At 38.5% G+C, this 24,896-nt stretch carries 35 protein-coding genes and 1 other annotated feature; of the genes, 26 read left to right on the top strand and 9 right to left on the bottom strand.

Annotated features, from left to right (window positions below; genetic code table 11):
* Positions 1–45 precede the first annotated feature (45 nt).
* Complete coding sequence (gene sdaAB, locus FFM68_RS10890; protein ID WP_137619342.1) at positions 46–720, bottom strand: L-serine ammonia-lyase, iron-sulfur-dependent subunit beta; 675 nt, start codon at positions 718–720, stop codon at positions 46–48.
* A gap of 298 nt (positions 721–1,018) precedes the next feature.
* Between sdaAB and rplK the strand changes: the two genes are divergently transcribed.
* The 4 genes from rplK to rplL all read left to right on the top strand — a co-directional run bounded on the left by rplK (position 1,019) and on the right by rplL (position 3,490).
* Entirely contained in the window at positions 1,019–1,441 is a 423-nt protein-coding gene (gene rplK, locus FFM68_RS10885) for a 50S ribosomal protein L11 (RefSeq protein ID WP_137610016.1), read from the top strand.
* Between the two features lie 105 nt (positions 1,442–1,546).
* Complete coding sequence (gene rplA / locus FFM68_RS10880) at positions 1,547–2,236, top strand: 50S ribosomal protein L1 (RefSeq protein WP_137619341.1); 690 nt, start codon at positions 1,547–1,549, stop codon at positions 2,234–2,236.
* A 53-nt stretch (positions 2,237–2,289) separates the two neighbouring features.
* Positions 2,290–2,416, top strand: a sequence feature (ribosomal protein L10 leader region).
* Between the two features lie 151 nt (positions 2,417–2,567).
* Complete coding sequence (gene rplJ, locus FFM68_RS10875) at positions 2,568–3,065, top strand: 50S ribosomal protein L10 (RefSeq protein ID WP_137619340.1); 498 nt, start codon at positions 2,568–2,570, stop codon at positions 3,063–3,065.
* Positions 3,066–3,118: 53 nt separating this feature from the next.
* The gene (rplL, locus tag FFM68_RS10870; protein ID WP_010746467.1) at positions 3,119–3,490 is read left to right on the top strand and encodes a 50S ribosomal protein L7/L12; all 372 of its coding nucleotides are present in this window, start codon (positions 3,119–3,121) and stop codon (positions 3,488–3,490) included.
* 105 nt (positions 3,491–3,595) lie between these two features.
* Here the strand turns inward: rplL and FFM68_RS10865 are convergent, their stop codons facing one another.
* Both FFM68_RS10865 and FFM68_RS10860 read right to left on the bottom strand, forming a co-directional pair.
* Complete coding sequence (locus FFM68_RS10865) at positions 3,596–4,738, bottom strand: site-specific integrase (protein ID WP_137619339.1); 1,143 nt, start codon at positions 4,736–4,738, stop codon at positions 3,596–3,598.
* A 104-nt stretch (positions 4,739–4,842) separates the two neighbouring features.
* Entirely contained in the window at positions 4,843–5,349 is a 507-nt protein-coding gene (locus tag FFM68_RS10860) for a helix-turn-helix domain-containing protein (RefSeq protein WP_137619338.1), read from the bottom strand.
* 144 nt (positions 5,350–5,493) lie between these two features.
* On the opposite strand from FFM68_RS10860, the gene FFM68_RS10855 reads away from it, so the two are divergent.
* From FFM68_RS10855 to FFM68_RS10785, 18 genes are all read left to right on the top strand, one after another.
* Positions 5,494–5,682, top strand: coding sequence for a hypothetical protein (locus FFM68_RS10855; RefSeq protein WP_137619337.1), 189 nt, complete (start codon positions 5,494–5,496; stop codon positions 5,680–5,682).
* A 34-nt stretch (positions 5,683–5,716) separates the two neighbouring features.
* Positions 5,717–6,010, top strand: coding sequence for a helix-turn-helix transcriptional regulator (locus FFM68_RS10850; RefSeq protein ID WP_137619336.1), 294 nt, complete (start codon positions 5,717–5,719; stop codon positions 6,008–6,010).
* A gap of 140 nt (positions 6,011–6,150) precedes the next feature.
* Positions 6,151–6,453 (top strand): hypothetical protein, encoded by a 303-nt coding sequence (locus tag FFM68_RS10845; RefSeq protein ID WP_137610009.1) that lies wholly within the window; start codon positions 6,151–6,153, stop codon positions 6,451–6,453.
* A 4-nt stretch (positions 6,454–6,457) separates the two neighbouring features.
* Positions 6,458–6,604, top strand: a complete 147-nt coding sequence (locus FFM68_RS13135; RefSeq protein WP_167483488.1) for a hypothetical protein — start codon at positions 6,458–6,460, stop codon at positions 6,602–6,604.
* Positions 6,588–6,824, top strand: a complete 237-nt coding sequence (locus FFM68_RS10840) for a hypothetical protein (RefSeq protein WP_137610008.1) — start codon at positions 6,588–6,590, stop codon at positions 6,822–6,824. Before FFM68_RS13135 ends, FFM68_RS10840 begins: the two co-directional genes overlap by 17 nt.
* Before the next feature lie 12 nt (positions 6,825–6,836).
* The gene (locus tag FFM68_RS13130; RefSeq protein WP_167483487.1) at positions 6,837–6,995 is read left to right on the top strand and encodes a hypothetical protein; all 159 of its coding nucleotides are present in this window, start codon (positions 6,837–6,839) and stop codon (positions 6,993–6,995) included.
* Positions 6,996–7,358 carry a hypothetical protein gene (locus FFM68_RS10835; RefSeq protein ID WP_137610007.1) on the top strand — a complete coding sequence of 121 codons (363 nt, stop codon included), beginning with the start codon at positions 6,996–6,998 and terminating at the stop codon, positions 7,356–7,358.
* Complete coding sequence (locus tag FFM68_RS10830; RefSeq protein ID WP_137610006.1) at positions 7,355–7,780, top strand: hypothetical protein; 426 nt, start codon at positions 7,355–7,357, stop codon at positions 7,778–7,780. The genes FFM68_RS10835 and FFM68_RS10830 overlap by 4 nt, the downstream gene beginning before the upstream one ends.
* Before the next feature lie 49 nt (positions 7,781–7,829).
* Positions 7,830–8,126: a hypothetical protein gene (locus FFM68_RS10825; protein WP_137610005.1), complete on the top strand. Its 297-nt coding sequence runs from the start codon at positions 7,830–7,832 to the stop codon at positions 8,124–8,126.
* Positions 8,127–8,142: 16 nt separating this feature from the next.
* Positions 8,143–8,955: a YggL 50S ribosome-binding family protein gene (locus FFM68_RS13175; RefSeq protein WP_174784516.1), complete on the top strand. Its 813-nt coding sequence runs from the start codon at positions 8,143–8,145 to the stop codon at positions 8,953–8,955.
* Between the two features lie 50 nt (positions 8,956–9,005).
* The gene (locus FFM68_RS10815; RefSeq protein ID WP_137610004.1) at positions 9,006–9,494 is read left to right on the top strand and encodes a helix-turn-helix domain-containing protein; all 489 of its coding nucleotides are present in this window, start codon (positions 9,006–9,008) and stop codon (positions 9,492–9,494) included.
* On the top strand, positions 9,487–9,633 hold the full coding sequence (locus tag FFM68_RS13125) for a hypothetical protein (protein WP_167483486.1): 147 nt from the start codon (positions 9,487–9,489) through the stop codon (positions 9,631–9,633). Before FFM68_RS10815 ends, FFM68_RS13125 begins: the two co-directional genes overlap by 8 nt.
* A 236-nt stretch (positions 9,634–9,869) precedes the next feature.
* Complete coding sequence (locus FFM68_RS10810) at positions 9,870–10,247, top strand: phage replication protein (RefSeq protein WP_137610003.1); 378 nt, start codon at positions 9,870–9,872, stop codon at positions 10,245–10,247.
* The gene (locus FFM68_RS10805) at positions 10,240–10,455 is read left to right on the top strand and encodes a hypothetical protein (RefSeq protein ID WP_137610002.1); all 216 of its coding nucleotides are present in this window, start codon (positions 10,240–10,242) and stop codon (positions 10,453–10,455) included. The genes FFM68_RS10810 and FFM68_RS10805 overlap by 8 nt, the downstream gene beginning before the upstream one ends.
* Positions 10,445–10,702, top strand: a complete 258-nt coding sequence (locus FFM68_RS10800) for a hypothetical protein (RefSeq protein ID WP_137610001.1) — start codon at positions 10,445–10,447, stop codon at positions 10,700–10,702. The genes FFM68_RS10805 and FFM68_RS10800 overlap by 11 nt, the downstream gene beginning before the upstream one ends.
* Complete coding sequence (locus tag FFM68_RS10795) at positions 10,699–11,427, top strand: hypothetical protein (RefSeq protein ID WP_137619335.1); 729 nt, start codon at positions 10,699–10,701, stop codon at positions 11,425–11,427. Before FFM68_RS10800 ends, FFM68_RS10795 begins: the two co-directional genes overlap by 4 nt.
* A 59-nt stretch (positions 11,428–11,486) precedes the next feature.
* Positions 11,487–11,975 carry a hypothetical protein gene (locus tag FFM68_RS10790; RefSeq protein ID WP_137609999.1) on the top strand — a complete coding sequence of 163 codons (489 nt, stop codon included), beginning with the start codon at positions 11,487–11,489 and terminating at the stop codon, positions 11,973–11,975.
* Complete coding sequence (locus tag FFM68_RS10785) at positions 11,972–12,565, top strand: hypothetical protein (protein ID WP_137609998.1); 594 nt, start codon at positions 11,972–11,974, stop codon at positions 12,563–12,565. Before FFM68_RS10790 ends, FFM68_RS10785 begins: the two co-directional genes overlap by 4 nt.
* 365 nt (positions 12,566–12,930) lie before the next feature.
* Here FFM68_RS10785 and FFM68_RS10780 read toward each other — a convergent pair whose 3' ends face one another.
* A complete protein-coding gene (locus FFM68_RS10780; protein ID WP_137619334.1) occupies positions 12,931–13,548 on the bottom strand; it encodes a hypothetical protein in 618 nt (205 codons plus the stop codon).
* Between the two features lie 190 nt (positions 13,549–13,738).
* On the opposite strand from FFM68_RS10780, the gene FFM68_RS10775 reads away from it, so the two are divergent.
* On the top strand, positions 13,739–14,140 hold the full coding sequence (locus FFM68_RS10775; RefSeq protein WP_137609996.1) for an organic hydroperoxide resistance protein: 402 nt from the start codon (positions 13,739–13,741) through the stop codon (positions 14,138–14,140).
* Between the two features lie 93 nt (positions 14,141–14,233).
* Here FFM68_RS10775 and FFM68_RS10770 read toward each other — a convergent pair whose 3' ends face one another.
* Entirely contained in the window at positions 14,234–15,568 is a 1,335-nt protein-coding gene (locus FFM68_RS10770; protein ID WP_137619333.1) for an amino acid permease, read from the bottom strand.
* A 358-nt stretch (positions 15,569–15,926) separates the two neighbouring features.
* Here FFM68_RS10770 and FFM68_RS10765 point away from each other — a divergent pair, with 358 nt between their 5' ends.
* On the top strand, positions 15,927–16,169 hold the full coding sequence (locus FFM68_RS10765) for a GlsB/YeaQ/YmgE family stress response membrane protein (RefSeq protein ID WP_137619332.1): 243 nt from the start codon (positions 15,927–15,929) through the stop codon (positions 16,167–16,169).
* 252 nt (positions 16,170–16,421) lie between these two features.
* Here FFM68_RS10765 and FFM68_RS10760 read toward each other — a convergent pair whose 3' ends face one another.
* The 4 genes from FFM68_RS10760 to mdxK all read right to left on the bottom strand — a co-directional run bounded on the left by FFM68_RS10760 (position 16,422) and on the right by mdxK (position 21,267).
* Positions 16,422–17,216 carry a metallophosphoesterase gene (locus tag FFM68_RS10760; RefSeq protein WP_137619331.1) on the bottom strand — a complete coding sequence of 265 codons (795 nt, stop codon included), beginning with the start codon at positions 17,214–17,216 and terminating at the stop codon, positions 16,422–16,424.
* A gap of 85 nt (positions 17,217–17,301) precedes the next feature.
* Entirely contained in the window at positions 17,302–18,309 is a 1,008-nt protein-coding gene (locus tag FFM68_RS10755) for a LacI family DNA-binding transcriptional regulator (RefSeq protein ID WP_137619330.1), read from the bottom strand.
* 20 nt (positions 18,310–18,329) lie between these two features.
* Positions 18,330–18,989 (bottom strand): beta-phosphoglucomutase, encoded by a 660-nt coding sequence (gene pgmB / locus FFM68_RS10750; RefSeq protein ID WP_137619329.1) that lies wholly within the window; start codon positions 18,987–18,989, stop codon positions 18,330–18,332.
* A complete protein-coding gene (gene mdxK, locus FFM68_RS10745; RefSeq protein WP_137619328.1) occupies positions 18,982–21,267 on the bottom strand; it encodes a maltose phosphorylase MdxK in 2,286 nt (761 codons plus the stop codon). Before mdxK ends, pgmB begins: the two co-directional genes overlap by 8 nt.
* A 338-nt stretch (positions 21,268–21,605) precedes the next feature.
* On the opposite strand from mdxK, the gene FFM68_RS10740 reads away from it, so the two are divergent.
* Together FFM68_RS10740 and FFM68_RS10735 are read left to right on the top strand one after the other, a co-directional pair.
* Positions 21,606–23,783: a PTS transporter subunit IIBC gene (locus tag FFM68_RS10740; RefSeq protein WP_137619327.1), complete on the top strand. Its 2,178-nt coding sequence runs from the start codon at positions 21,606–21,608 to the stop codon at positions 23,781–23,783.
* 15 nt (positions 23,784–23,798) lie between these two features.
* Entirely contained in the window at positions 23,799–24,623 is an 825-nt protein-coding gene (locus FFM68_RS10735) for an endonuclease/exonuclease/phosphatase family protein (protein WP_137619326.1), read from the top strand.
* Positions 24,624–24,896 lie beyond the last annotated feature (273 nt).

Raw genomic sequence — 24,896 nt, 5'->3', positions numbered from 1 at the left:
ATAGGATTGCTTTGAGTGAGCAAATAGCGAAAGAGAAATCGCTGCCTATTTGAAGTAGGTGACACTCACTACATCATCTTCTTGTTTGATCTCATTTCGTAGACCTTCTGGATCTTCCGGTGTGTCGTCAATCTCTAAAAGAACGATTCCATTTTCGCCTTTCGTTTGACGAGTCATAGTGACTTTCCCAATATTCAGTCCGTGTTTCATAAAGATTGCAGAAACGCGTGATAGCAGACCAGGGACGTCTTTGTTAATAATGATGTAAGTCGGATTCCCCAGTGCCAGCGAAATGCTGTAACCGTTCAATTCTGTGATTTGAATATTTCCGCCACCAATTGAAACACCTGTAATCGTCATTTCAAAATTGTCTTTAATCATTCGCAAAGTAACCGTGTTAGGGTGATCAGCGATTTCTTTTTTAGGTACGAATAAAACTTCCATTCCTTGTTCATGAGCGATTTTCAATGAATCGGATAAATGCGGATCGTCTGGTTCCATTCCTAAAATACCGCCCACTAAAGCGATGTCTGTTCCGTGTCCACGATAGGTTTTGGCAAACGATTCATATAAATCAAATTCGACTGAGTCAGGTCGTTCTCCAAAAATCATTCGGCACACTTTTCCAATCCGCGCTGCGCCAGCAGTATGCGAGCTACTTGGTCCAACCATTACTGGTCCAATAATGTCAAAAACACTTCGATATTTTAAAACTTCCATTATTTTAACCCTCCTTAATTTATCCGATGAAAAGTCTCATCAAGTCGACCATAGTGTAACATATCCGCTTTCTGAAAATAGCTAGATTAATAATTTATTTTGTTATTCTCATAGTAGTTAAAGAGATTGTGAAGCGTTTTATTATTGTCAAAAAATTTCAACAGTAAGGAATTCAGCTTGCGTTTTAATAAATAATCTGCTATGATACCAAAGTGTGTCTTTGTACACACTGTTTTAAGTGGGAGGAGAAATTTTGATCTCCAATTAACCACATCACGGACTCAAGGAGGTTTGTCTCGTGGCAAAAAAAGTAGAAAAATTAGTTAAATTGCAAATTCCTGCAGGGAAAGCAACACCAGCTCCCCCAGTAGGTCCTGCACTAGGTCAAGCGGGTATCAACATCATGGGATTCACAAAAGAATTCAATGCTCGTACAGCTGATCAAGCAGGTTTGATCATTCCAGTTGTGATCTCTGTATATGAAGACCGTTCATTTACATTCGTCACAAAAACACCACCGGCTGCAGTATTATTGAAAAAAGCAGCTAAGATCGAAAAAGGTTCAGGCGAACCAAACAAAACTAAAGTTGCAAAAGTTACTAGCGATCAAGTAAAAGAAATCGCTGAGTTGAAAATGCCAGACCTAAACGCTGCTAACGTTGAATCAGCAATGCGCATGGTTGAAGGAACTGCACGAAGCATGGGTATCACTGTCGAATAATTTATCGACGAACCCAAGAAAGTAGCTTCTCAGTTGGCTCCCTATCTAAAGATATGGAACACGTGGGAGGTTCTACCGTTATAACCACATCAAGGAGGAAACAAAATGGCTAAAAAGAGCAAAAAAATGCAAGATGCATTAAAAAAAGTTGATACTACTAAAGCTTACCCAGTTGGAGAAGCAGTAGCACTAGCAAAAGAAATTAACTTCGCAAAATTTGACGCAACGGTTGAAGTTGCATACAAATTAAACGTAGATCCTAAAAAAGCAGACCAACAAATCCGTGGAGCTGTCGTGCTTCCAAACGGAACTGGTAAAACACAAACTGTTTTAGTCTTTGCTAAAGGCGATAAAGCAAAAGAAGCAGAAGCTGCTGGCGCTGATTTCGTTGGCGACGACGACATGGTTGCAAAAATCCAAGGCGGATGGTTCGACTTTGACGTTGTTGTAGCAACACCAGATATGATGGCTACAGTTGGTAAATTAGGTCGTGTGCTTGGACCAAAAGGTTTGATGCCTAACCCTAAAACTGGTACGGTAACAATGGATGTTACTAAAGCTGTTGAAGAAGTTAAAGCTGGTAAAGTAACTTACCGTGTTGACAAAGCTGGTAACGTTCATGTACCAATCGGTAAAGTATCATTCGACGATGCTAAATTGGTTGAAAACTTTAACACAATCAACGAAACTTTAGTAAAAGCAAAACCTGCAACTGCTAAAGGTCAATACATCAAAAACATTTCATTAACAACAACATTTGGACCTGGTATCCATGTTGAACAAACTGCTATCTAATTTAATTTAGAAAGTACTTGACTCGATTAGCTTATCTATGGTAAGTTAATCGAGGTTAATTATTAACTGTACCGAAGACAGTAGGTGACGCAAGTCTTAATTTCCTACCGAGGACGTTTATTGAGAACATTCAATAGTCCCTCTATGTCTACGGTGGCATGGAGTTTTTTGTTGTCTCAACACCGTAATTGGCGAGTCTTTTCTCGACAGGATGTTGAACAATACTGGTCGACTGCAGGGAGAGACGTTTCCTTTTAAAAGAAACAAACTACCCGCTGCTCTTTCAGGATTCAAGAAACTCTTCCATCAAAATCAGGAGGTGAAATATATAATGAGTGAAGTAGCAATCGCTAAAAAAGCCGCTATCGTTGATGAAGTCACTGAAAAATTCAGCGCAGCAGCTTCAGCTGTTATCGTCGATTACCGTGGTTTAACTGTAGAACAAGTGACTGAATTACGTAAACAATTACGCGACGCTAACGTTGAAATGAAAGTTATCAAAAATTCTATCTTGGTTCGTGCCGCTGAAAAAGCTGGCTTGAACGGATTAGAAGAAGTATTCTCAGGACCAACTGCTGTTGCATTTAGTAATGAGGATGTAGTTGCCCCAGCTAAAATTATCGATGAATTCGCTAAAACAGCTGAAAAACTAGAAATCAAAGGCGGGATCATTGAAGGAAAAGTAGCTTCTATCGAAGAAATTACTGCTCTTGCAAAACTACCGAACCGCGATGGACTTCTTTCTATGCTATTATCTGTCCTTCAAGCGCCAGTCCGCAACGTGGCTTACGCTGTGAAAGCAGTCGCAGAAAAAGAAGAAGTAGCTTAATCGCTGCATAAAATAAAAACTAAAAAAACTTACCTAAACGGAGGAAATTTAAAATGGCATTGAACATTGAAAACATTGTCGAAGAACTTAAAGGCGCGACAATCTTAGAATTAAACGACTTAGTTAAAGCTATCGAAGACGAATTTGGCGTAACTGCTGCTGCTCCTGTAGCTGCTGTTGCTGGCGGAGCTGCTGCTGGCGCTGCTGAAGAACAAACAGAATTTACAGTTGAATTAACAGCTGTAGGTGACCAAAAAGTTAAAGTTATCAAAGCAGTTCGTGAAGCAACTGGCCTAGGCTTGAAAGAAGCTAAAGCTGTAGTTGATGGCGCTCCTGCACCAGTTAAAGAAGATGTATCTAAAGAAGACGCTGAAGCATTAAAAGCTGCTTTAGAAGAAGTTGGCGCATCTGTAACATTAAAATAATTTTTGCAAATTATTTAGAGACTAGAAACCTTGTTAAATCAGGGCTTCTAGTCTTTTTTTATTTTATAAAAATAAAATTGAATAGGCTTTTGAATAGGTTTTTGCTTAATTAGCCATAAATAGAGCAAACTTTTCACCAGTATTCGTAGCCATTTTAGGTGTGACTTTAGCATAAATGTTCATTGTGGTTTGAACATCTTTATGGCCTAGTCTTCCTTGAACTTCTTTCATACTTGCACCAGATTCAAAGAGTAGGCTGCAATGAGTGAATCGGAAGCCATGAGCTGTGATTTTTTGCATATCCTCATGACGATTATAAAAGTTCCTTAGCCAGCCATTGACTAGGGAAGGGCGAATAGCTTTGTTTTGGTTATTACTAAATATTAGCTGGTCTTTCTTATTAGTATTAAAGCCAAGCTTGAAATACCATTCTCGCTGTTCCTTTTGCCATTCTTGGATTAGCTGCATAGTTACTGGATCTAAGTTGATCGTACGGTAAGAGTTTTTAGTTTTAGGGGATTGTATAATGATCTCACTATCTTCATTGACTGCAACTGTACGGCCTACTGTTAGCTCATGCTTTAAGAAGTTAATATCTGAATACTGCAAAGCGAGAGCTTCACTTTTTCTTAACCCTGTATAAGCTAAGAGATGAAAGAACACATATTTCATTTGATCGCCCTCAGACTCATAAAGAGAAAGAAATGCCTGTAACTGCTGCTTAGTGTAGAAGTTGACTGGTTTATCTTTCTCTTTTTGTCGTGGTGTCTGTGTCTTTTTCATTGGATTAGTGGTGATTAGTTCTAAAGAGACCGCATAATCAAGCACTAAGTTTAATTTCATCTTAAAACCTTTATATCCTCGATACTCCTCATACCAACCATCCAAAACTTTTTGGCAATAAGCCACGGTAATTTTATCAAGTCTCATCTTTTTGAAACGTGGCAAGATATATAAATCAAATACAGTGATTGTAGCCGCTACTGTGGAAGGCTTAACTTTGTTGCGATACTTAGGTAGCCAGTCTTCATAAAGTTGTTCAAAGGTCATTATTTTATTTTGTACGAAGCCATGTTCTTCGATTTCAAGCAATAGCTTGTTAAGCGCTAAAGTACATTCTTTCTTGGTAGCGAAGCCACGCCTTGTGGTATAGCGCTGCTTGCCTGTAATTTCATCTACACCTAAGTAAGTTTGAAACTGCCAGGCCTTTTGTCCGTTTTTCTTAGTGTAATTTGTAATTGTTGCCATTGTGTTTTCTCCTATCTAGCCAGGGCAAGCGAGATATGTATGGAGAGTCGTTCTTATAATATGTTTAATGATTGAGTGAATATTTTTATTGATTGATAATGAAATCAATTTGGTTTTCTTCGGTTGCTTTTTATACCTTTGATTAAAATCGTAAGCGCTTCTTTTTCTGTCTCAGATAGAGGTTCACCAGCGACTGTAAAGTACCAATCGGGTTTCTTAGAATAGACTTCTTCTAATTTAATAAACTGGTCTTCAACGCTATCTAAGGTTTTTAAAAGAAAATTATTTAAAGTTTTTACGGCGCTTTGGTCTAGGTCTAGTTGTTCAACAAGTTGTTGTGCTCCTTCGGATATTGATTCTAGAGAATCTTTTTCATTGGCTTCATTTAACCTTTTCAAAAGTTTGTCTTCTTCTATAGAACCAATATAACCAGTATCCGAAAAGGCCAAGCCATGTACTAAATTTTTAATTGCTTCCTTTGTAGGTGTTCTTCGTCCGTTTTCCAATTGTGAAATATAAGGTTGAGATACACCCGAATGCTTCTGCAATTGAACCATAGTTACTCCAAGTTCTTTACGAATTTTTCGCAACTCTTCTCCAAAATTGTTCACTTAACCTCCACTTCCTTCCGTATATAGTATCGCAAAAATAAGGAACGAAATCAATAATTTTATTATTATTGTTGCAATATTGCAAAGAATATTTTATAATAAATTTAGCAATATTGCTAAATAAAAAATATTAAGGAGAATATGATGAAGGCGAATTTAGAAATCAGAAATAAAATTGAGTCAAATCGTTTATTGTATTGGGAAGTTGCCGATAAGATTCCGATTGCTCAAAGTAACTTATCAGTATGGCTACGCACTGAAATGCGCGAAGATCGTAAACAGCGTGTAGAACAGGCAATTGATGAATTGCTAAAAGAACGTAAGGAAAATTAAAGATGAAGTTTTTAACTAAGAATGAGGTGATTAAATGGATCAATCTACACCACCACTGAAAGTTGAGGTATCACATACGCTAAGTAAAGAACAATTGGACAATATTTCTTCTCAAGTGATTCAAACAACCCTAGAAGCATTGGAAGAAGCAAAGCGAACAGTAGGAATCAAACAATTACTAAATAAAAAAGAAGCTTGTAGCTTCCTTGATTGCAGTCCTCAACAACTAGAACTATTTATTTCGAAAGGACTCAAATATCACCGTGTCGGTGAAAGAACCTATTATTTTGATCGTGATGAGATTATGGCTTTTATCAAACAATTTTAAATGCCAGGGCAGGCGAGAAAGGCAATAATCTATTCAAAACACATATTCAATCAGTAGTCATAATAGCCAAATGATTGTTATACCAAGGATTTACTCAAGTAAGAAATTGTATTAGGAATATAAAATTGGAGGAAATCAACATGAATGAAGAACAAAATGCAGCAATTGAAAAAGTATTATCGAGAGTTGTTACAGAAGAAACTGCTAACGAATTAGCTAACTTAGAAGGTAAATCACTAGAAGAAACGTTTGAATGTTTGTATGAACAAATGGAGTACCAAAACTTAATGCAGCAAGAACCAACTGTAAAAAGCGTAGTTCAAGAGCTTTATGAGTTAAGTATAGCTCGTTGGGATGATATTGACCGTGACACTATGCAAGATTTGTTTTATCACCAAGTTGATCAATTAGCAAACTTGCTAGGGATTGAATTGGAGGGTTAAGTACATGAGGGCAAAAGAAAAAGCCATTATCCATAACAGTCTTGGCGGACAGGATAAAGGCAAACAAAATAGTACAAAACTATTAATCTTTTGTCCTTCAATTATAACACATCAATTTATTGGAGGAAACTACGATGAAACATTTAACTAATGACGAACTCTTAAAACAGGCAGAGAAACTAACCGAATGTGCGCAACAAATTAAGGTATTACACCGACTGGCTGAAAACCTGGAATACTCACGAGTCAGCGGGGATCAATTCGCGGTGAATCATCAAATACAAAGCGGGTTGCTGGAAGATATGTGCGATAACCTTCAAATAATTGGTGAAGCTATCCAAGAAATATCTAATACCATTTGTCCAGATTAGGAGGGAATCATTATGAAACGAAACTTAATTATCGCAAGTATATTAATCGGCGGAATTTTCGGCTTATTACCATTAATTGCAAAAATAGCTATCTTTGCAGGATTGGCGTTGTATCTATTTAATGCTTATGACGAGTACGACTATCAATTAAGAACTGGAGGGCATAAGTAGATGTACAAAACAAAACTATTAAACCAACTCGATAGCTTTGAATTAGAGGAAATTAATCAAGGGATCGCTGAACTAGAAAATAATATCGGGAAAACCTACTTTGGAAATTCATTCAATGAAAAACTAACCGTTTTGTATGTACTTAAAAAACATGCAGATCACAAACTAATTTGTCGAGAAATCAACGAGCTAAAAAATCAGATTTTAACCGCATGGTTAAACATTACTGATATACGAGAAGCGAGGGCGAAAACATTTAATACATGGGTAAAGTATCAGAATCAATTAAAAGGTGCTGAATTTGTTCGGGATGGGTTGAAGTACGAGCTCAAACAGTTGCAACTCATGGAGGTGTCCGAATGAGCGTTGATAACTGCGAAACGTATTTAGAAATTCGAAATCGGTTGAGCGATATTGAAGTTCAACCATTAGTCAGATACACGGGTGGTCTTTCGAAACGAGTATATCCTCATCAATGCTTTGATAAAGCTTTTGATTTTATGAAGCGAAATTCTGACCTTGTAGGTGCTATGTACGTTGAAGGCATTTATACAAACTTAAATTTAGATCATGCTTGGGTAGAAATTGGAGGAGTTGTTTTCGATGGAACTATGCAACGCTTCTATGATAAATCACTCTATTATAAAAAACAGTTAGCGGTCAAAATAGTTGAGTATGATTACAAGGGAATGTGGAATGTACTTCTTGAAAAACAACAAAAAGGTTTTAATGAAAAATTTGAGCTAAAAAAATCGGAGTATCTACGAAAGCTGGTGTCCGAATGATTTATATAGGAATATTATCATCTAAAATTTTGGAGCGAGGTGAAAGTGCATGAGTAAAACGTTGCTAGAAAAACAATACGATCCGATAGGAAAACCAACTGGAAAAATTATGCTGATTGATCGTTGGGGATTCAAGGAAATACCGATCGATACACCAATTTTATCTCATGCAGCAACAGTTGGTGCTGGAAATGATATGGATCGAGAAATCACTCTTTCTGTTTTGACTGATGTGAATGGGGATAATAATCCGCAATGGTTGAATTTTGAAGCACAGCAAGTGTGGCTTGTGTTTAACGATCGTTTTAATGAAGATGGCACAAATAAAGCGATATACGCAAGCTAGGAGGTAGTACAAAATTATGGCTAATAGACGAATGTTTTCAAAAGATGTGATTGATTCAGATAGATTTTTAGATATGCCACCAACAACACAAAATTTGTATTTTCATCTAGGTATCCAAGCTGATGATGATGGATTTGTAGCAAGTCCTAAAAAGGTTAAAAGAGCTTCTAGTGCTACGGATGATGATTTAAAGCTTCTTGAAGCCAAAAAGTTCATTATCTCATTCGAAAGTGGAGTAATAGTAATTGCTGATTGGAAATTAAATAATTATATTCAAAAAGATCGGTACACTCCAACAATTCACCTAGAAGAAAAAAAGCACATTAATACTACCGAAAATAGGTCGTATAAATACGTGGATACACCTTGTATACAGAATGTGTCCAACATGGATACACAGTATAGCATAGCAAAGGATAGCATAGATCAGTTAAGTAAAGAAAAGGGTAGGACAGCAGAGGGAAGCATAGAGCAGAGCAGTTTAGATCAGACTAGACTAGAAGAAGATACCTTTTCTTATGCTGAGAATGCTTTGGATGAGTCTAAATCTATTAATTTAAATGACTGTATTGATTTTTATCAATCTGAAATTGGTAGGCTAGGAAATTTTGATGTGAAAACTCTAGAACGATTGTCTAAAGAATATGGCATTGATTTTCTCTATGAGTCTCTTGAAAAGACTGCTTTTAGAGGGGATGTGGCTTCTCCTTTGGCTTACGTTACTACTTTATTAAAAGAATGGAGACGTAAAGGTTTCACTGATATAAGTGATATTACAAATGAACAAGAAGAGTTCAACGAACAATTTGAAGAAGACCTTCCATTTTAAGGACTGTTTAAGGCAGAGTCAACAAAACATGTTGGTAAAGGAGAGATAGCATGAAGGATATTGATTATCAAGTTTTGAAACTTATTCCAAGTTCAGAGAAACGAATCACTACTAGAGAAATTAGTAAACTATTGAGAATAAGTGAACGCCAAGTATTTTCTTCTACAGAACGATTGAAAAAAGCTGGTGTACCTATTGTTTCAGAACGTATCGGAAATAAAGGGATGTTCATTGCACGAACAGAAGAAGAACGTCAAATAGGGTTAACAAGCTTTAGAAGTCAGATCAGAGCAATGGAGGAACGTTTAAAGCAAGTCGAGAACGCTAGACTTGAGACATGGAACTATGATCTTAAAGACCCACAATGGAGAAAGAGAGCCACAGGAACGCAACGTGTAAAATTAAATGGTAAAGAGTTTACGTTGAATTTTGAACTTTCCGGAGACGATACAACAAAAGGTTATGCCACAATACCGGATGAGTTTTTTGTAGAAATTGAGAAGATGAAAAATAAAGATGGGAGAGTTGTAAATGGATAAAGTGTACATTGATAACAATAAAAAAGCGGTGGCTGTTGAGTTGCCCAAATATGGGGAAGTATCCTTGCTGATAAAAGATGGGAAAGTAGTAAAGTATGACGTCATTTCTTCACACTTATTAGGTGAAAAAAAGAGATAAAACAGCATTAAAACAACAGTTAAATGTATGAAATTTGTTGTAAATGTGCTATAATAAGGCAAGTTGAATAACAGTATCTTACTAGGAAGAACCAGAGGATATGAGATGAAACGCAATCTATTGCGAATTGTCTTGTGTCCTCTTTTTTATGTCAACAAATAATCTGAAAATCCAACAGACGATGATCCACGACAATCGTTTTTATTCAGGAATTTACTTATAAAGGAGGATTAAAAATGGCTGAATTAAATATAAGGCAAGATCGTTTTTTGAAAGCTTTGCTAGAATGTGCTTCTATCGATGAAGCATGCAAAAAAACTGGAATTAATAGATCAACAGGCTACAAGTATCTAAAAGATAAAGAATTTATGGACGAATACCGAGGTTTGCGGCGTGATGCAATGCAGCAAGTTACTGCTAGGCTGCAAAAAGCGTCAGAGGAAGCGGTAGCAGTCCTAAAAGAAATAATGAACAATACAGAATCACCACCAGCTTCACGAGTAACTAGCGCTAAGAATGTGCTTGATGTGGCCTATCGTAGCTTAGAGCTTGATGATTATCAGAAAGAAATCGAGGAAATCAAGTCAATCATTGGGAGGGGGCAAGATGAGTAACCTCAAAAATGAAATAGCAAGATTGAAGAAAATTGTCGGACAGGCTTCACCGCAAGACGTTGTTTTCATGATTAATGGTGAAGATGAGGCAGAGGAGTTTGTGCTTGTGGACGGTCAGAAGATGGCGTATGAGGACTTCTTAGCTAAGTATCCCGGTTACAAGCCGGAATCCTTTGAGATAGAGATGGGGGAATGGCATGAACCTTAGAAATGAAATCTCAAGCTTGAAGAAGGTTGTAGCGAATGAATTTTTGCATACTAACCAGAAAGAAATGCTAATAAGTGTGTACTTAGATAGTCTAGAAGATTGGATAACTAACCCAACAGCACAAGTTATGCCGTTTTCAAAATTTGAAACAGCATTTCATCAGTTAGATCAAGAAGAAAAAGTTCAAGTGGCGTTGGAATACCGGCAAACTGGGACAGTTAAACAAATAGGGGGATTTGAAAAATGAAAGAATTGAAAAGTTCGAAATTGGTAATTGATTACATTGAAACCGCAGTTCGATTGAGCAATAAGTATGCCCAAGATATGGATAACATGAAGAAAAAACTTGCTGATGACCTTCTCACAGGCAAGGGCTTCGAGCTAAAAAAAGCGAACTTAGAAAATGAACTACTTACTACAATGGAAAATAAAAAGAAGGCAATCGTGCAACAGATTGAAAGTGATCGTGCTGGAATCAAAGCCATTGTAGATAAAAGTAAAACAAGTTTAACGCCGGAAGATATCGAAGTTTTGAATTTCTTGGGCAGCATGGAGACCGTAACGGCTGAAGATTTAACACCGTATCAGCTTCAATACCAAGATACACCACTTGCACTGAAACGTATTGGAGAAATCGCTAAGCAAAAGGATTTATTCTTGCCTGAATTAACCAATAAATATGAAGAAGCAGAAAAATTATTTTCGAGCTTAGAGAAAGTGATGAAAGATTTTTCCACTACCTACAATGTAACGACTACTACAAGCGAAGTAGCAATTTCTTATAAAGCGATGGCCGGAGCTTTTGTTGATAACATTAACGATAAGACAAAGACAGTAAATGAATTATTTGGCTTTCAATCTATGGGTAATGCGGTAGAGAGTGCAGCAAGCTTTATAGAAGAATTTGATAAAGAAAATGAACCTAGTTTTCAAGATCAACTACGGGAGATTGTTTCAGCTTATCAGCAATAAATCATTTAGGAGGCTGCTTATCGGTGGCCTCTTTACATAATATTTAGGGGGCTTGCCTTGTGGACGTGATGGACGAGTTGGTAATTAAGGAATACTTCAACCTGGGTAGAACAATCGAACGCCTAAAGAACCGTAGAGACAGCCTTCACCGGGAGTTTTACCAGCAGTCCATGACAACCCGTCTCGAATATAACGCCCTGGGCATTGTATCAAGAGGCTTCCGTCCTGATAGCGAAGTAGTCAACCTATATGACCGTATAGACGTTGTGGAGCGTAGAATAGAGCGCAACAGCTACCGTTTAAAGCACTTCAGCGCCTATCTAAAGCGTTTGCCTAGCAGTGAAGTATATGGCCTGAAAAGGAAGTATATGGGCTACCACGAGGCGTATATAAAAGAGGAGACTTTGCAAAAAATTCTTACTGAGATTGGCGAGATCGAAACGGCTGTTTGTTTTCGTGAAGGGATTGAACCAGAGCCGGAGCAGGTTCGGTTGTGCGGTGATGTGATAGCAGATATTTATAATATGGCGGAGGTGTTCGCATTATGAACATTTGGCAAACAAAACATTATTTGAGGCTATGGCAAGGCTTTGCGGAGCTTTCCGGCGAGTTGACTGAGTGGGACACCAAGGCGGCAACTGTGTTTTTCAACGCTTTGAAACAGGTAGACGAGGCTGATGTAAAACTCTTATCTGATAAGTATGTCACGCATATTAAACGGCGAGTAATCAGTCAGCAGTATGGCAAGCCGTTTAGTGCTGAACCAGGGACAGATAAGGCAATGGCTGACCTATACGGTATTGAACCGCATGAGTATAGACAGAGACGGGTTGAAGCAGAAGCAAGGCTAGAAACGCAAATAAAGGGCATTACAGACGTGTACAACGAAAAACAAATAGCAAGATTGCCAGAGTTCAATCTAAAAATGGGCAAGCTGTATCTGAAAAGCTATGAGCCTTCCTTCCTAGGGATCATACGTGATGAAGTGGTATTTACACTAGACCCAAGCAAGGCGAAAATTTTCAAACAAGGTGATGAAGTTGCAGCGGAATTTATGCGATTCCTGAAACTAGAGAAGTGTGAAGTAGACCGCAATAGCGTTGGAATGTCGCTTATTGTCGATTGCAAGCTATTATAGAAAATGAATAATAAAAAAACCGCCCACGAATGAGCGGCTGCCTTGCCCTGGTTAATTGAGATTTTTTGAATATGCTTTTGAATATGTTCGAAGATACTTTGACGTTTTTTCAGTTAGTCTTATATCTTATGAAATAGCATTAAATAGGGAATAACTATGTCGTGTTTCTTCCTATTATAATGTATGTGTTGTAACATTAAAATAATTTTTACGAATTATTTAGAGACTAGAAACCTTGTTCAATCAAGGTCTCTAGTCTTTTTTTATTTGGACCGGTGATCGTCATCCAATCTGTCCGATATAATAATAAACAGCAAAAAAATCTGAACAAGTTTCCATTGTTCAGATTAGTAAAGTTCACTTTTTTATTGGATAACTTCGATCATGACGTCTGTTTGATCAGCGGGAACGTTTCCAGCGTAATTCGGTGTTGCTAAGGATAGTCCGCCATCCCGATTATGAAAGAGATAGAGGTCGCCGGATTGGTTATGGGAATTTATCGCACCAGAAATCTGTGAGCCGATTGAAAGTGCGGTGCTTACCTTTACTTTGCGAATGTCAGTTGTATTGGCTGAAAAAATTCGAATCATTTTAGCAGAGATGTTTTGCATCGTGAGACTATAGACCGCTTCTTGGTCAGTTCCTGAGTTAAATGTGATCTGATTGGTATTTGTGTTGATGTTGATCGATTCAGGCACGTTCATCCCGTCAAAGTAAAAAGTTGCATAGCCGCCGAATTCGCTACTGGAAACAAAATCTTGCTGCTGTTCTGTGGCAGCTGAAGTATTGGAGGAGACTATTTCGGTATTTGATTGACTACTTATTGAGGATTGAGGATTACTTGATACGATAGTATTTGATCGTGTTGAGCTGATGGTGACTGAATCACTAGAAGTTTTTTTATCTGAATTTTGAGATGTAGTACGCGAGCAACCAACGAGTAAAAAGGCCGCAGCTAGACAGATTATAAAGAATTTTTTCAACGAGGATCCCTCCTTTTACTACCGATTATAGCAAAAAAACGAAAATTTGTAATCGGTTGCACAAAGTTTTGGTCTTTACTGGAAAAATTTTTTCTTTTTATTGGAAACGCCTTCTTTTATGAGCAGAATCTTTGTATTATTAAATAATAATAAGTAGACTAATAATTAAGAAGAAAAGGAGTGAGAAAATTTGAAAAAATTATACGAAACAGCAATGATCAACCATGGTGGACGTGACGGAGAGGTCCAAGCACCAAACGGTAGTATGAAAATGAAAATTGAAGCGCCTTCTATTCATGCAGAAGGAACAAATCCAGAACAATTATTTGCGGCAGGCTATGCATCTTGTTTTAACGGTGCCGTTCATCATATGTTAGAAGAACACAAACTTGAGTCAGATTCAGAAGTTAAAGCACGTGTATCTTTATTCCAATTAGACGATGGTGGTTATAAAATCGGAGTGATTTTAGAAGTATCATTACCAGGTGTAGAAAAAGCAGAAGCACAAAAAATTGTTGAAGAAGCACATGAATTCTGTCCATATTCAAAAGCAACTAAAGGAAATATTGACGTTGATGTTGAATTAGTCTAACAAGTTGATCCCTCGTGATTTTGAGGGATTTTTTTAATCGGTGAATCCGCAAAAATGTCCGATCACTTCAAAATAAGAAGTGATCGGACATTTTTATGCTTGTTCAGTTAACGGATCTGTTTGTTTTTTACGGTAGCTGAAAAAGATTACCAAATAGAGACCAGCGGTGAAGATCGTCACTCCGATGGGGTTATTCATCAGAATACCGATGAAGATCAATCCAAGGACTAAGATCACTAATCCACTGAAGAAACGCTCGCTGTTTTTGCCTTTTCTCAGCGCTAGAACAAATGCCGCTACGCTGATCAATAGCCAAGTAAGCAAAACAGAATAAGATAAAGAGCCGACTAGGTAATTAAAAAGCTGATTGCCTAGGAAGTAAGATAGGACAACGCCAAGATAAAGTGTACCGGTACAGAATAAAACGGCTCGCTGTGGAACTTGATGTTTGTTTAAAACCGCCAGTTTAGAAGTAAAACCGGTGTTTTCACGTACTCGGAAATACAACGTTCTAGACGAAGCGTATACGCCAGAATTGATGGAAGAAAACAGTGCTAGTACGATGACAAAGTTAACGATATCCGTTGCAAAAGGAATGTGCATTTTTTGGAAGACCATTACAAAAGGACTAGCAGTCGTTGCTGCCAAAGCATCCCAGCGATAAATGATCAAAAGTAAGGTCATAGGTACGATATAAAATGCAATGATCCTTCCCATAACGCCTTTGATTGCTTTAGGAATTGCGGTTTTAGGATCTTCTGCCTCACTGACTGTAATGGCAATCAATTCAGAGCCACCATAAGAGTAAATCACGACTAAAAGCGAATTAACTAGTCCTTTCAAACCGTGAGGAGCAAAGCCGCCGTGACTATTCATCCGGGCAAATGTATCAAGAAATCCGATTTTAAAGATCTCGTGACCGACCAGATAGGCGCTAAAAATAATTAAAATGATAATTACAGCGATTTTGATAAAGGCTAGCCAATACTCTGTTTCTGCGAATAAACGAACGGAGTATAAGTTGATCAATGTGGTTAAAAATGCTAAGGCTAACACGAAGACCCAAGATGGGACGTTGGGAAACCATAACTGCATAAAACTTGCAGCGGCGACCGCTTCAGCAATAATGTTGACCATCCATAGCGACCAGTACAACCAATCAATAAAATCTGCTGTTCGTTCGCCTAGAAAAGGCTTGATGATCCCGGACAACCCATGAGCGTTATCCCCACTTAATACCAAGCGTCCTAAGCCGTTCATAACAATAAAAAGTACTAAACCGCCGAGTAAAAAGGCGAGAATAACGGAAGGCCCAGCAATCCCGATCGCTTCGCCGCTACCTTTGAATAGTCCGGCACCAATCGCGCCGCCGAGCGCCAACATCATAATATGGCGCGAAGTCATTTGTTTTTGTAGCTTGTTTTCCATAAAGTTCCTCGTTTCTCAAAATAGATAGAATAATTTGTAGATTTTAAATATTCAGATAATTATCCGTCTATAATACCAAAATATTCAGACAATTCTATTTTGATGAAAGAAATTTCATTTTATTTTCATTCTAAAAAAATAATCGATTAGTATTTATCTCTAACGATAAATATTTTGTTTCAAAAAGAGGGAATTTTCGGATGTTTAACCGATTGGGAAAATTATTAGAATGAATTTTAGAGAGCCAGCAGTGTTGGTAATTAATCCAAAATGATTTTTAAGCAAAATAATAGGAAAAATTGAAGATTATTTGTAAAATAAAGGTGTGATTATTTCATATAGAAAGAAGGAGAGGCAAATGAGTTGGTTGTGGACATTGATTATCGGTGCAGTAATCGGCGCGGTTGCAGGGGCAATCACTAAAAAAGGCGGATCAATGGGATGGATTGCAAACATTGTCGCTGGTTTAGTTGGTGCGGCGATCGGTCAAGCGTTGCTTGGTTCTTGGGGACCTAGCTTAGCGGGGATGGCGTTAATTCCGTCTATTATCGGTGCAGTAATTGTCGTTGTGGTAGTTTCCTTCTTTATTGGAAGGAAATAACTAATCTTTTTTCAGTTGATATAGAGGTGCTCTTGGTATAAAGCAAGCGGATCAATAAATTTCGTTTTCCTTTATTGAGACCATCAACATTCAGCCGCAGTTGGCTACACAAGGTATTCAATTGGAAGAGTATTTTTGTATTCTGCTCTTTAGAATTCTTGTCTTAAATCAGCTGCGGCTGATTTTTTTTATTCAACGATATATTTTGCTTCTTTTTTAGTAAATCAAAAATGCGAGAAACACGCTCAGCTTCTATAGATGGAAATATAAAATCTCAGGCGTCACTCGAAACCGTAGCGGAGGACCAGTCGTCCCTAAGCCAGTGTTGACAACTAAACTTGTTTGGGGCGTTAATCGATAAATTCCTTGATCATAGAGTTTTGAGCCAAAATTTTTGTAAGGAAAAAGCGGAAATCGAATTTGCCCACCGTGACTATGGCCGGCTAAAATCAAATCAAAGTGCTCAAGTTTTGGTAAATGTTTGATTTGATCGGGTTCATGGATCATTAGAATAGAGAAGTCGGCTTTTTCCGGCTGTGTGCTGTAATCGGGTCGCCCCATTTGACCATCATCAATTCCTGTCAGACTTAATTGATCGACGAGTCTGCTTTGATTGGTTAATAAAATAAAGCCGCCAGCGGTCAACATATCACTAACCGCTTCATGGCCATCACGGCGATAATCATGATTGCCTAAAATCGCAAATTTCCCCTTTGGTGCGTTGATCCGAGCTAATTGCTGGCTGACGGCTGCTGAGTCATGTGTTTGCCAATAGCGCTCATTTTCAATCAAATCGCCGGTAAACAAGACAATATCCGGTATTGCTTGATTTAATCTAGCAATGATTGAATCAAACCGTTTGGGTTTATAAAAAGCCGAGAAGTGGCTGTCACTAATTTGCGCGATCGTCAGTCCATCATTGGTCCCCGTTTGGATGGATAGTTTTGTATCTTTTGTGAGTTTAAAATGTTTCTCAGTCAATTGATAAGTCAAGTAGCGGCAATAGAGTAGAAAGGCGATTACGAGTACGCTTAAAAATAAGAACATCTATACCACTTTCTTTCTGATTTTTTGCCAGTATAGCCAAAAAAGCGACCTGCCGCAAGTTGGGCAGATCACTTTTAACATGAACTTAAATCGTACGGACCGTTTCTCTTTGAATCAAATGATGCGGTACGACTAATTGAACACCGCTGGATTGCTGCTGATTGATTTGTTCCAGCAATTTTTGTGTCCCTAAACGACCAAGGTCAGAAATATCAATGTCGATCGTTGTTAAATAAGGATGGACTAATGTCGCAAAAATTGAATTGTTAAAACTGATGACCGATAGATCGTCTGGAACGGCGTAGCCATGCAAAGTTGCTAATTGGATCATCCGCAAGGCAAAAATATCGTCGATCACGACCAAGGCCGTCGCGCCTGTTTCCTTGATCACTTCAGGAAATTGTGTGTAATCTTCCGGTTGAAGCATCGTTAAAGGCGGCTGGGTAGGCAAGCCTTGCAGCATCATCGCTTCTTGATACCCAAAGTAGCGTTCAAAGAAAATAACTTCTTGATTAACATTTGAGACGAACAAAATATTTTTATGCCCTTTAGCAATCAAATGCTCTGTTGCTTGCTTGCCTAATAACTGATTGTCATTGTCAACATAAACGATGTCTGTCTCTCTTTTGGCTGGACGGCCGATCAGGGTAAACGGAACCTGATTTTGATAAAGATATTCTGCAACAGGATCATCTTTTTCGGAATAGGCCAAAATGAATCCATCAACTTGTTTTTGGCGGTGCATCCGAGTGACGTTTTCCAATAAAGTCTCACTATTATTGGCAGAGGCAACAGCAGTTGTTACTTGCGACTCGGCGGCTGTTTCATTTATCGCATTCAATAGTTCCAAATAAAGGGGATTCCCCAGACGTTCACGCGAATCTAATGGAGGCAAGATCACCCCCAAAGAATTTGCTCGTTGCTTACCGAGGTTTCGGGCAGTGATATTGGGGAAATAACCCATCTCATCCATAATCTTGCGCACGCGTTGTTTTGTTTCAACAGAGATGCTAGGGTGATCGTTAATCACGCGGGAAACGGTAGAAGGAGAGACTTTTGCTTTTTTTGCTACGTCTTTAACTGTTGTCACGATTTTTCGCTCTCCTTTCTTAATTAATTATCCCATTGTTTTTCTAGAAATGCTAAGGTCAACTCTGCTGTCGATCCTACTAAAGGAATGTCACTGCCTAATTGCTCCGCCTCTCCGACACCGACAGGTAAGGCACCGCTAGCTTTAATGGCACGAATGCCTGCTTGAGCATCCTCGATTCCGATGCACTCTGCCGGTTTTAGGCCAACAATTTCTGCCGCTAAAATAAAAATATCTGGTGCGGGTTTTCCTGCTTTAACGGCAGCAGGATCAGCGATTCCGTCAAAGTAAGGGGTCAGTTCCATTTGTTTTAATAAAAATGGGCCGTTTTTGCTGGCTGATGCTAAAGCAATCTTGATATCCGCTTGTTTCAAAGTTTTTAACAAATCTAAAATTCCTGGATAGACATCTTTTGGCGAAACAGCTTGGATCATTTCGACATAATTATCATTTTTTGTTTTAGCCAGTTGGTTAAATTCTGTTTCAGAAAAATCATTTTCGCGATTGCCATGTGCGAGGATGAGCCGCAAAGAATCTTCACGGCTGACCCCTTTTAATTTCTCGTTAAATTGTCGATCAATTGTAATCCCCAGTTCATCAGCTAATTTTTTCCATGCTAGGTAATGGTACTCAGCAGTATCGGTGATCACACCATCTAAATCAAATAAAACTCCTTTAAACATTTGACGCCTCCTTTTTCAGTGGAACCGTCATTGAATCACTTAAAGTAATTTCTTCTCCATAAAGCATCATAGCTAAGGCGGGACCATCTTTCAAGTCAATTTGAACTTCTTTTTGGTTCACGCTCACAGCTAACAGACGGCCGCGATAATTGATATGGAAAGAATAGTCTTCCCAATCAGTTGGCAACAGTGGTGCAAAGCTCAATGTACCCGTGCTTGTTTTCATTTGGGCGAACCCTTGAACGATCGTTAACCAGCTGCCGGTCATGGAAGTGATGTGCAATCCGTCATCGGTGTCGTTGTTGTAATTGTCTAGATCTAAGCGGGCCGTTCGTTGATACATTTCCATAGATTTATCTGTCAGACCTAATTCAGCAGCTAAAATTGCATGAATAGAAGGAGAAAGAGATGATTCATGGACAGTCATCGGTTCATAAAATTCAAAGTTTTTACGTTTTTCTTCTTCGGTAAACTGATCGCCAAAGAAATAAATTCCCTGTAAAACATCTGCTTGTTTGATAAAGCAAGAGCGCAAGATCTTATCCCATGACCAATTTTGGTTTAATGGACGATCTGCTGGATCAAGGTTAGAAGTCGGCATTAGATCTTTGTCTAAGAATGTATCGTGTTGAACAAAAATGCCTAGTTCTTCATCCGTCGGGTAGTACATATGTTCAATGATATCTTGCCACTTTGCTTGTTCCTCTGCAGAAATCGAAATGGTTGCTTGTGCTTGGTACTTTTCATAATTTTCCAAAGTATAGGATAAAACCCAAGCAGCTAAGTAATTCGTATACCAGTTATTATTAATATTATTTTCGTATTCATTGGGTCCAGTCACGCCGTGAATCATATATTTTTGTTGACGTTTTGAATAATGGACCCGATCTGCCCAGAAGCGTGCAATTTCTGTTAAAACTTCTAGACCTTCTTTTTGAATATACGTTTCATCACCTGTATAAGTTGTGTAATTGTAAATCGCATGAGCGATGGCGCCGTTACGATGAATCTCTTCAAAAGTGATTTCCCATTCATTATGGCATTCAACACCAGTGAAAGTCACCATTGGATATAAAGCACCGTTCAATCCTTGTTGTGCAGCATTGTGCTGTGCTTGCGGCAATTGATTGTGGCGATATTTCAACAGGTTTTTTGTGACATTTGGATCAGAGATTCCTAAATACATTGGGACAGCATAGGCTTCTGTGTCCCAGTAAGTCGCACCGCCGTATTTTTCGCCGGTAAAGCCTTTTGGTCCGATGTTCAAACGTTCGTCCTCACCGTAATAAGTTGAGAACAATTGGAAAATATTAAAACGAATCCCTTGTTGCGCTTCATCATCCCCGCCGATCAAAACATCGGCCAAAGCCCAGCGTTTTGCCCAAGCTGCATTTTGTTCTGCCAATAACTCTTCGTAAGAAGTGTTGTACTCAGCTAACAAAGCAACGGCCTTTTCGCCTTGTTCTGATTCAGGAATATCCCGGCTAGTCAAGATAACTACTCGCTTTTCCAATTGAATCGATTGGTCCGCTTTTAAATCATACGTAAATGTTTCAGCAACTTCTAAAGTGTCTTCTTGCTGCAATCCAGTCACAGAACTAAGGTGTTGCATCGCTCCAGTTACTGAAAACTGTTCGATTCCGAAATTGTTTGGAATGGTTTGTGTCGTTAAGAAACTGATATTTTTTTGCTGACCACGCATCTTTTCCAACCAGAACATTTCTTCATAATTGCTATCTTCATTGTGGACATTGCTGTCTAACTTAGAAACTATTTTCAATTTTGCGTCGCCGGCTAAACTTTCAGCAGTAAGCCGAATCACAGCTAGTTCTTGCTTGACGACACTTAAAAAACGTTCAAAGGTAAAACGAATCTTTGCTTGATCAATCGTTACTACAAATGAGCGGGTGAGAACACCGTTTTGCATATTCAATTCTAAATCAAAATCCTCAAACTCGGTGACTGCTAGATCAATTTCTTGCTCATTGACGAATAGTTTCATCTGAATAAAATCAAGTGCGTTGATCACTTTGCCGAAATATTCAGGATATCCGTTTTTCCACCAACCGACACGAGTTTTGTCAGGATACCAAATACCTGCAAGATATGTTCCCTGATGGTGATCACCGCTGTAGCTTTCCTCAAAATTGCCGCGCATACCCATATATCCATTCCCAATACTGGTCAAAGATTCCTGCAGTCGACGATTCCTTTTGTCTAACTTCGTGGTTCTGATTTTCCAAGGGTCGATTTCAAAAAGACGCTGAACTTTTTTCATGATTGTCCTCCTTAAGGTCGTAACTCTTCATATAGAAAATATTTTTTGTTCATTAGCAACCAGCGAATTGATTGATCTGCTGTTGTTCTAAAGTAACGCGAGCAGGATTAGTGATCAATTTGTCAGCTATGAACTTTCTTAGCTCCATAATAAACGCAACCGGTTGCGCAAGTCAAGCATTAATCTATTTTTCTAGTTTTATTACTAGTTGTCTTGTTTTTACAAAATAAAAAATAAATTAGTTGAAAGAGTTTACAAAAATAAATGATGAGTATATAATGCAATTTAGCGAAACCGATTGCGTGGAATGTTCGCAAGAAAAATTAGGAGGAACAAATATGAAAGGGATCAAAAAGATTTTTAGTTTTGAATTTTGGCAAAAATTCGGGAAGGCTTTGATGGTGGTGATTGCAGTCATGCCGGCTGCCGGGCTGATGATCAGTATCGGAAAGTCATTACCATTGATCAACGAAAATCTAGGGTGGTTAGTCACGACCGGCGGAGTTGTTGAAAACATTGGTTGGGCCATCATCGGGAACTTGCATTTGCTTTTTGCATTAGCAATTGGCGGAAGTTGGGCAAAAGAACGTGCGGGCGGTGCATTTGCTGCTGGGCTATCATTTATTTTAATTAATCGAATCACCGGTGCGATCTTTAGCGTAAGTTCTGACATGTTAGCTGATCCTGCGGCAGTGACCCATACACTATTTGGGCAAAAGATCATGGTCGATGGATACTTTACCAGTGTGCTGGAAGCACCAGCATTGAATATGGGAGTATTTGTAGGAATCATCGCCGGGTTCGTCGGTGCGACAGCTTACAACAAATACTATAATTTCCGGAAATTACCGGAAGTGTTGACTTTCTTTAATGGAAAACGCTTCGTTCCTTTCGTAGTGATCCTGCGTTCAGTAATCGTAGCATTAGTTTTGGCGCTTGTTTGGCCAGTTATCCAAACGGGAATCAATGATTTTGGTAAATGGATTGCAAATTCTCAAGACACAGCACCAATTTTGGCACCGTTCTTATATGGAACATTGGAACGTCTACTCTTGCCATTTGGGCTACACCATATGTTGACCATTCCAATGAACTACACGCAATTAGGTGGTACTTATGAAATATTGACTGGCGCACAGGCTGGAAGTCAAGTTTTTGGACAAGATCCATTATGGTTGGCTTGGGCAACTGACTTAGTTAACTTAAAAAATGGCGGAGACGCAGCACAATATCATCAAGTGTTGACACAATGGACACCAGCACGTTTCAAAGTTGGACAAATGATTGGGTCGACCGGAATCTTAATGGGATTGACTTTGGCGATGTATCGCAATGTTGATCCTGATAAAAAGAAAAAATACAAATCAATGTTCCTTTCTGCTGCAGTAGCTGTCTTTTTAACTGGGGTAACTGAACCGTTAGAATTTATGTTTATGTTTGTGGCCGTACCGTTGTATGCTTGCTATGCGGTCATTCAAGGTGCCGCTTTTGCAATGGCGGACTTGATCAATTTGCGGGTCCACTCATTCGGGAATATTGAGTTATTGACTCGGGTACCGATGGCATTGCGTGCGGGACTAGGCAATGACTTGCTTAATTTCGTATTGACCAGTATTGCATTCGGCGTATTCACGTATTTCTTCGCAAACTTCATGATCAAAAAATTCAATTATGCAACACCAGGGCGAAATGGTAATTATGAAGTGGATAATGAAGAAACGAATACAACGGCAAACGGAACTGTTTCAGCTGACTCGCAAATTGTAGACATTATCAATCTTTTAGGCGGTCCGCAAAATATCACTGATGTTGACGCATGTATGACACGCTTGCGGGTAACGGTAGCAGATAAAACGGCTGTCGGAAGTGAAGAAAATTGGAAAAAAGCTGGAGCAATGGGACTTTTAGTTAAAGACAATGGGGTGCAAGCAGTTTATGGACCAAAAGCCGATATCCTAAAATCAGATATTCAAGATCTATTAGACTCAGGCGCAACAATACCAGCAAGTAATTTTCAAGAGAATGCAATAAAACCAGAAGTGCCATCATCGTTCAAAGGACTGCATGCAGAATTTGTCGCTCCAGCCAATGGCGAACTGATTCCGATTGATAAAGTACAAGACGAAGTATTCTCACAAAAAATGATGGGTGAAGGATTTGCAGTTGTACCAGAAAATGGTGAGATTGCCAGCCCAGTTTCAGGAACGATCGTTTCAGTCTTTCCGACAAAACATGCAATCGGCATCAAAACAGCTGATGATATTGAAGTATTGCTTCACATGGGAATCGATACAGTGGACCTAGGTGGAGAAGCGTTTGAAATCAAAGTTGCTGAAGGCGAGCAAGTGAAAGCCGGCAAAGTTGTAGCAGTCGCTGACTTAGCTAAAATTGAAAAAGCAGGAAAAATGACAACGATGATCGTTGTATTTACAAATGGTGACAAAATTGAAAATTACCATTATGATAAAACAGGACTTGTTTCTCGCGGAGAAGCAATTGGAACAATCGATTATTAAAGCGAGGCGGAAGCAATCAAAGTACTAACATTGAATACGCATAGTTGGATGGAAGAAAAAGATCAACAACAGATCGAAGTGTTGGCTAATAAAATTGCTAAAGAAGAATTTGATTTGATCGGCTTGCAAGAAGTAAACCAGCTTCTTGCGAGCCCGTTAGCCAAAACTGACCAATATTTCCAACCGACAACAGATCAGCAGCCGATTCATCAAGACAATTTTCTGTTTTGTTTAATAGAACAGTTGAAAAAATTAGGCTGCTATTATTATTGGAGTTGGGCTTATAACCACATTGGGTATGACATCTATCATGAAGGGATCGGTCTATTATCGAAGACGCCGATCAAAGCCGAGAGCCAGGTGGTATCTGAAAGTTCTGATCCAGCAGATTATCATACAAGAAAAGCGATGATCGGCGAAACAACGATTGCGGGAGAAAAAGTCATCGCAGTGAGCGGTCACTTCTCGTGGTGGCAGACAGCAGATAAAACTTTTGCATATGAGTGGCATAAGTTAGAAAAAATTTTAGCTGAACAACAAGCGGCGCTGGTTGTTATGGGAGATTTTAACAACGATGCCGATGCAAGCGGTGAAGGTTATGAGTTAGTTCGTGAAAGTTCGCTAGATTTACAAGATGCTTTTGCTGTTGCTAAAATTAAATCTGGCGAATATACCGTAGAAAAACAGATCGACGGTTGGGATACAAATGCTGAAAAATTGCGGATTGATTATATTTTTACTTCTAAAAATTTTAAGATAGAAAGTTATCAAGTTGTTTTTGACGATAAAAATGAGCCTGTAATTAGTGATCATTATGGTGTAGCAGTAACGATGGATTAGCAATTTGCTAGTCCATTTTCTGTTTTGTTGAAAAAATATTGAAAAGTGTTTGACATTATTTTTCAATATGATATTATCAATAACGTTGCTGAAACAAGTTGATATGACAACGAAAAATAATTATTGACAAGTATTTTGTTAAATGGTATTATTTCGAGGTTGTCAATTGTGTTTCAAAACTTCTTTCACAAAATTGAAAAAAGTTATTGACATTCACTCAGCAAGCTGTTAAGATATAAAAGTTGCTGAAACAAAGCGACAAACAATGTAGAC

It is taken from the genome of Enterococcus xiangfangensis, from assembly GCF_005405365.1.
Taxonomy (GTDB): Bacteria; Bacillota; Bacilli; order Lactobacillales; family Enterococcaceae; genus Enterococcus_A; species Enterococcus_A xiangfangensis.
The sequence above is the reverse complement of the archived record's forward strand: the minus strand, read 5'-3'. Positions and strand labels throughout refer to the sequence as shown.

Bases quoted from the DNA above. Each gene is read 5' to 3' on its own strand.
- sdaAB (WP_137619342.1), bottom strand. From the start codon at position 720: ATGGAAGTTTTAAAATATCGAAGTGTTTTTGACATTATTGGACCAGTA.
- rplA (WP_137619341.1), top strand. From the start codon at position 1,547: ATGGCTAAAAAGAGCAAAAAAATGCAAGATGCATTAAAAAAAGTTGAT.
- rplJ (WP_137619340.1), top strand. From the start codon at position 2,568: ATGAGTGAAGTAGCAATCGCTAAAAAAGCCGCTATCGTTGATGAAGTC.
- rplL (WP_010746467.1), top strand. From the start codon at position 3,119: ATGGCATTGAACATTGAAAACATTGTCGAAGAACTTAAAGGCGCGACA.
- FFM68_RS10865 (WP_137619339.1), bottom strand. From the start codon at position 4,738: ATGGCAACAATTACAAATTACACTAAGAAAAACGGACAAAAGGCCTGG.
- FFM68_RS10855 (WP_137619337.1), top strand. From the start codon at position 5,494: ATGAAGGCGAATTTAGAAATCAGAAATAAAATTGAGTCAAATCGTTTA.
- FFM68_RS10850 (WP_137619336.1), top strand. From the start codon at position 5,717: ATGGATCAATCTACACCACCACTGAAAGTTGAGGTATCACATACGCTA.
- FFM68_RS10845 (WP_137610009.1), top strand. From the start codon at position 6,151: ATGAATGAAGAACAAAATGCAGCAATTGAAAAAGTATTATCGAGAGTT.
- FFM68_RS13135 (WP_167483488.1), top strand. From the start codon at position 6,458: ATGAGGGCAAAAGAAAAAGCCATTATCCATAACAGTCTTGGCGGACAG.
- FFM68_RS10840 (WP_137610008.1), top strand. From the start codon at position 6,588: ATGAAACATTTAACTAATGACGAACTCTTAAAACAGGCAGAGAAACTA.
- FFM68_RS13130 (WP_167483487.1), top strand. From the start codon at position 6,837: ATGAAACGAAACTTAATTATCGCAAGTATATTAATCGGCGGAATTTTC.
- FFM68_RS10835 (WP_137610007.1), top strand. From the start codon at position 6,996: ATGTACAAAACAAAACTATTAAACCAACTCGATAGCTTTGAATTAGAG.
- FFM68_RS10830 (WP_137610006.1), top strand. From the start codon at position 7,355: ATGAGCGTTGATAACTGCGAAACGTATTTAGAAATTCGAAATCGGTTG.
- FFM68_RS10825 (WP_137610005.1), top strand. From the start codon at position 7,830: ATGAGTAAAACGTTGCTAGAAAAACAATACGATCCGATAGGAAAACCA.
- FFM68_RS13175 (WP_174784516.1), top strand. From the start codon at position 8,143: ATGGCTAATAGACGAATGTTTTCAAAAGATGTGATTGATTCAGATAGA.
- FFM68_RS10815 (WP_137610004.1), top strand. From the start codon at position 9,006: ATGAAGGATATTGATTATCAAGTTTTGAAACTTATTCCAAGTTCAGAG.
- FFM68_RS13125 (WP_167483486.1), top strand. From the start codon at position 9,487: ATGGATAAAGTGTACATTGATAACAATAAAAAAGCGGTGGCTGTTGAG.
- FFM68_RS10810 (WP_137610003.1), top strand. From the start codon at position 9,870: ATGGCTGAATTAAATATAAGGCAAGATCGTTTTTTGAAAGCTTTGCTA.
- FFM68_RS10805 (WP_137610002.1), top strand. From the start codon at position 10,240: ATGAGTAACCTCAAAAATGAAATAGCAAGATTGAAGAAAATTGTCGGA.
- FFM68_RS10800 (WP_137610001.1), top strand. From the start codon at position 10,445: ATGAACCTTAGAAATGAAATCTCAAGCTTGAAGAAGGTTGTAGCGAAT.
- FFM68_RS10795 (WP_137619335.1), top strand. From the start codon at position 10,699: ATGAAAGAATTGAAAAGTTCGAAATTGGTAATTGATTACATTGAAACC.
- FFM68_RS10785 (WP_137609998.1), top strand. From the start codon at position 11,972: ATGAACATTTGGCAAACAAAACATTATTTGAGGCTATGGCAAGGCTTT.
- FFM68_RS10770 (WP_137619333.1), bottom strand. From the start codon at position 15,568: ATGGAAAACAAGCTACAAAAACAAATGACTTCGCGCCATATTATGATG.
- FFM68_RS10765 (WP_137619332.1), top strand. From the start codon at position 15,927: ATGAGTTGGTTGTGGACATTGATTATCGGTGCAGTAATCGGCGCGGTT.
- FFM68_RS10760 (WP_137619331.1), bottom strand. From the start codon at position 17,216: ATGTTCTTATTTTTAAGCGTACTCGTAATCGCCTTTCTACTCTATTGC.
- pgmB (WP_137619329.1), bottom strand. From the start codon at position 18,989: ATGTTTAAAGGAGTTTTATTTGATTTAGATGGTGTGATCACCGATACT.
- mdxK (WP_137619328.1), bottom strand. From the start codon at position 21,267: ATGAAAAAAGTTCAGCGTCTTTTTGAAATCGACCCTTGGAAAATCAGA.
- FFM68_RS10740 (WP_137619327.1), top strand. From the start codon at position 21,606: ATGAAAGGGATCAAAAAGATTTTTAGTTTTGAATTTTGGCAAAAATTC.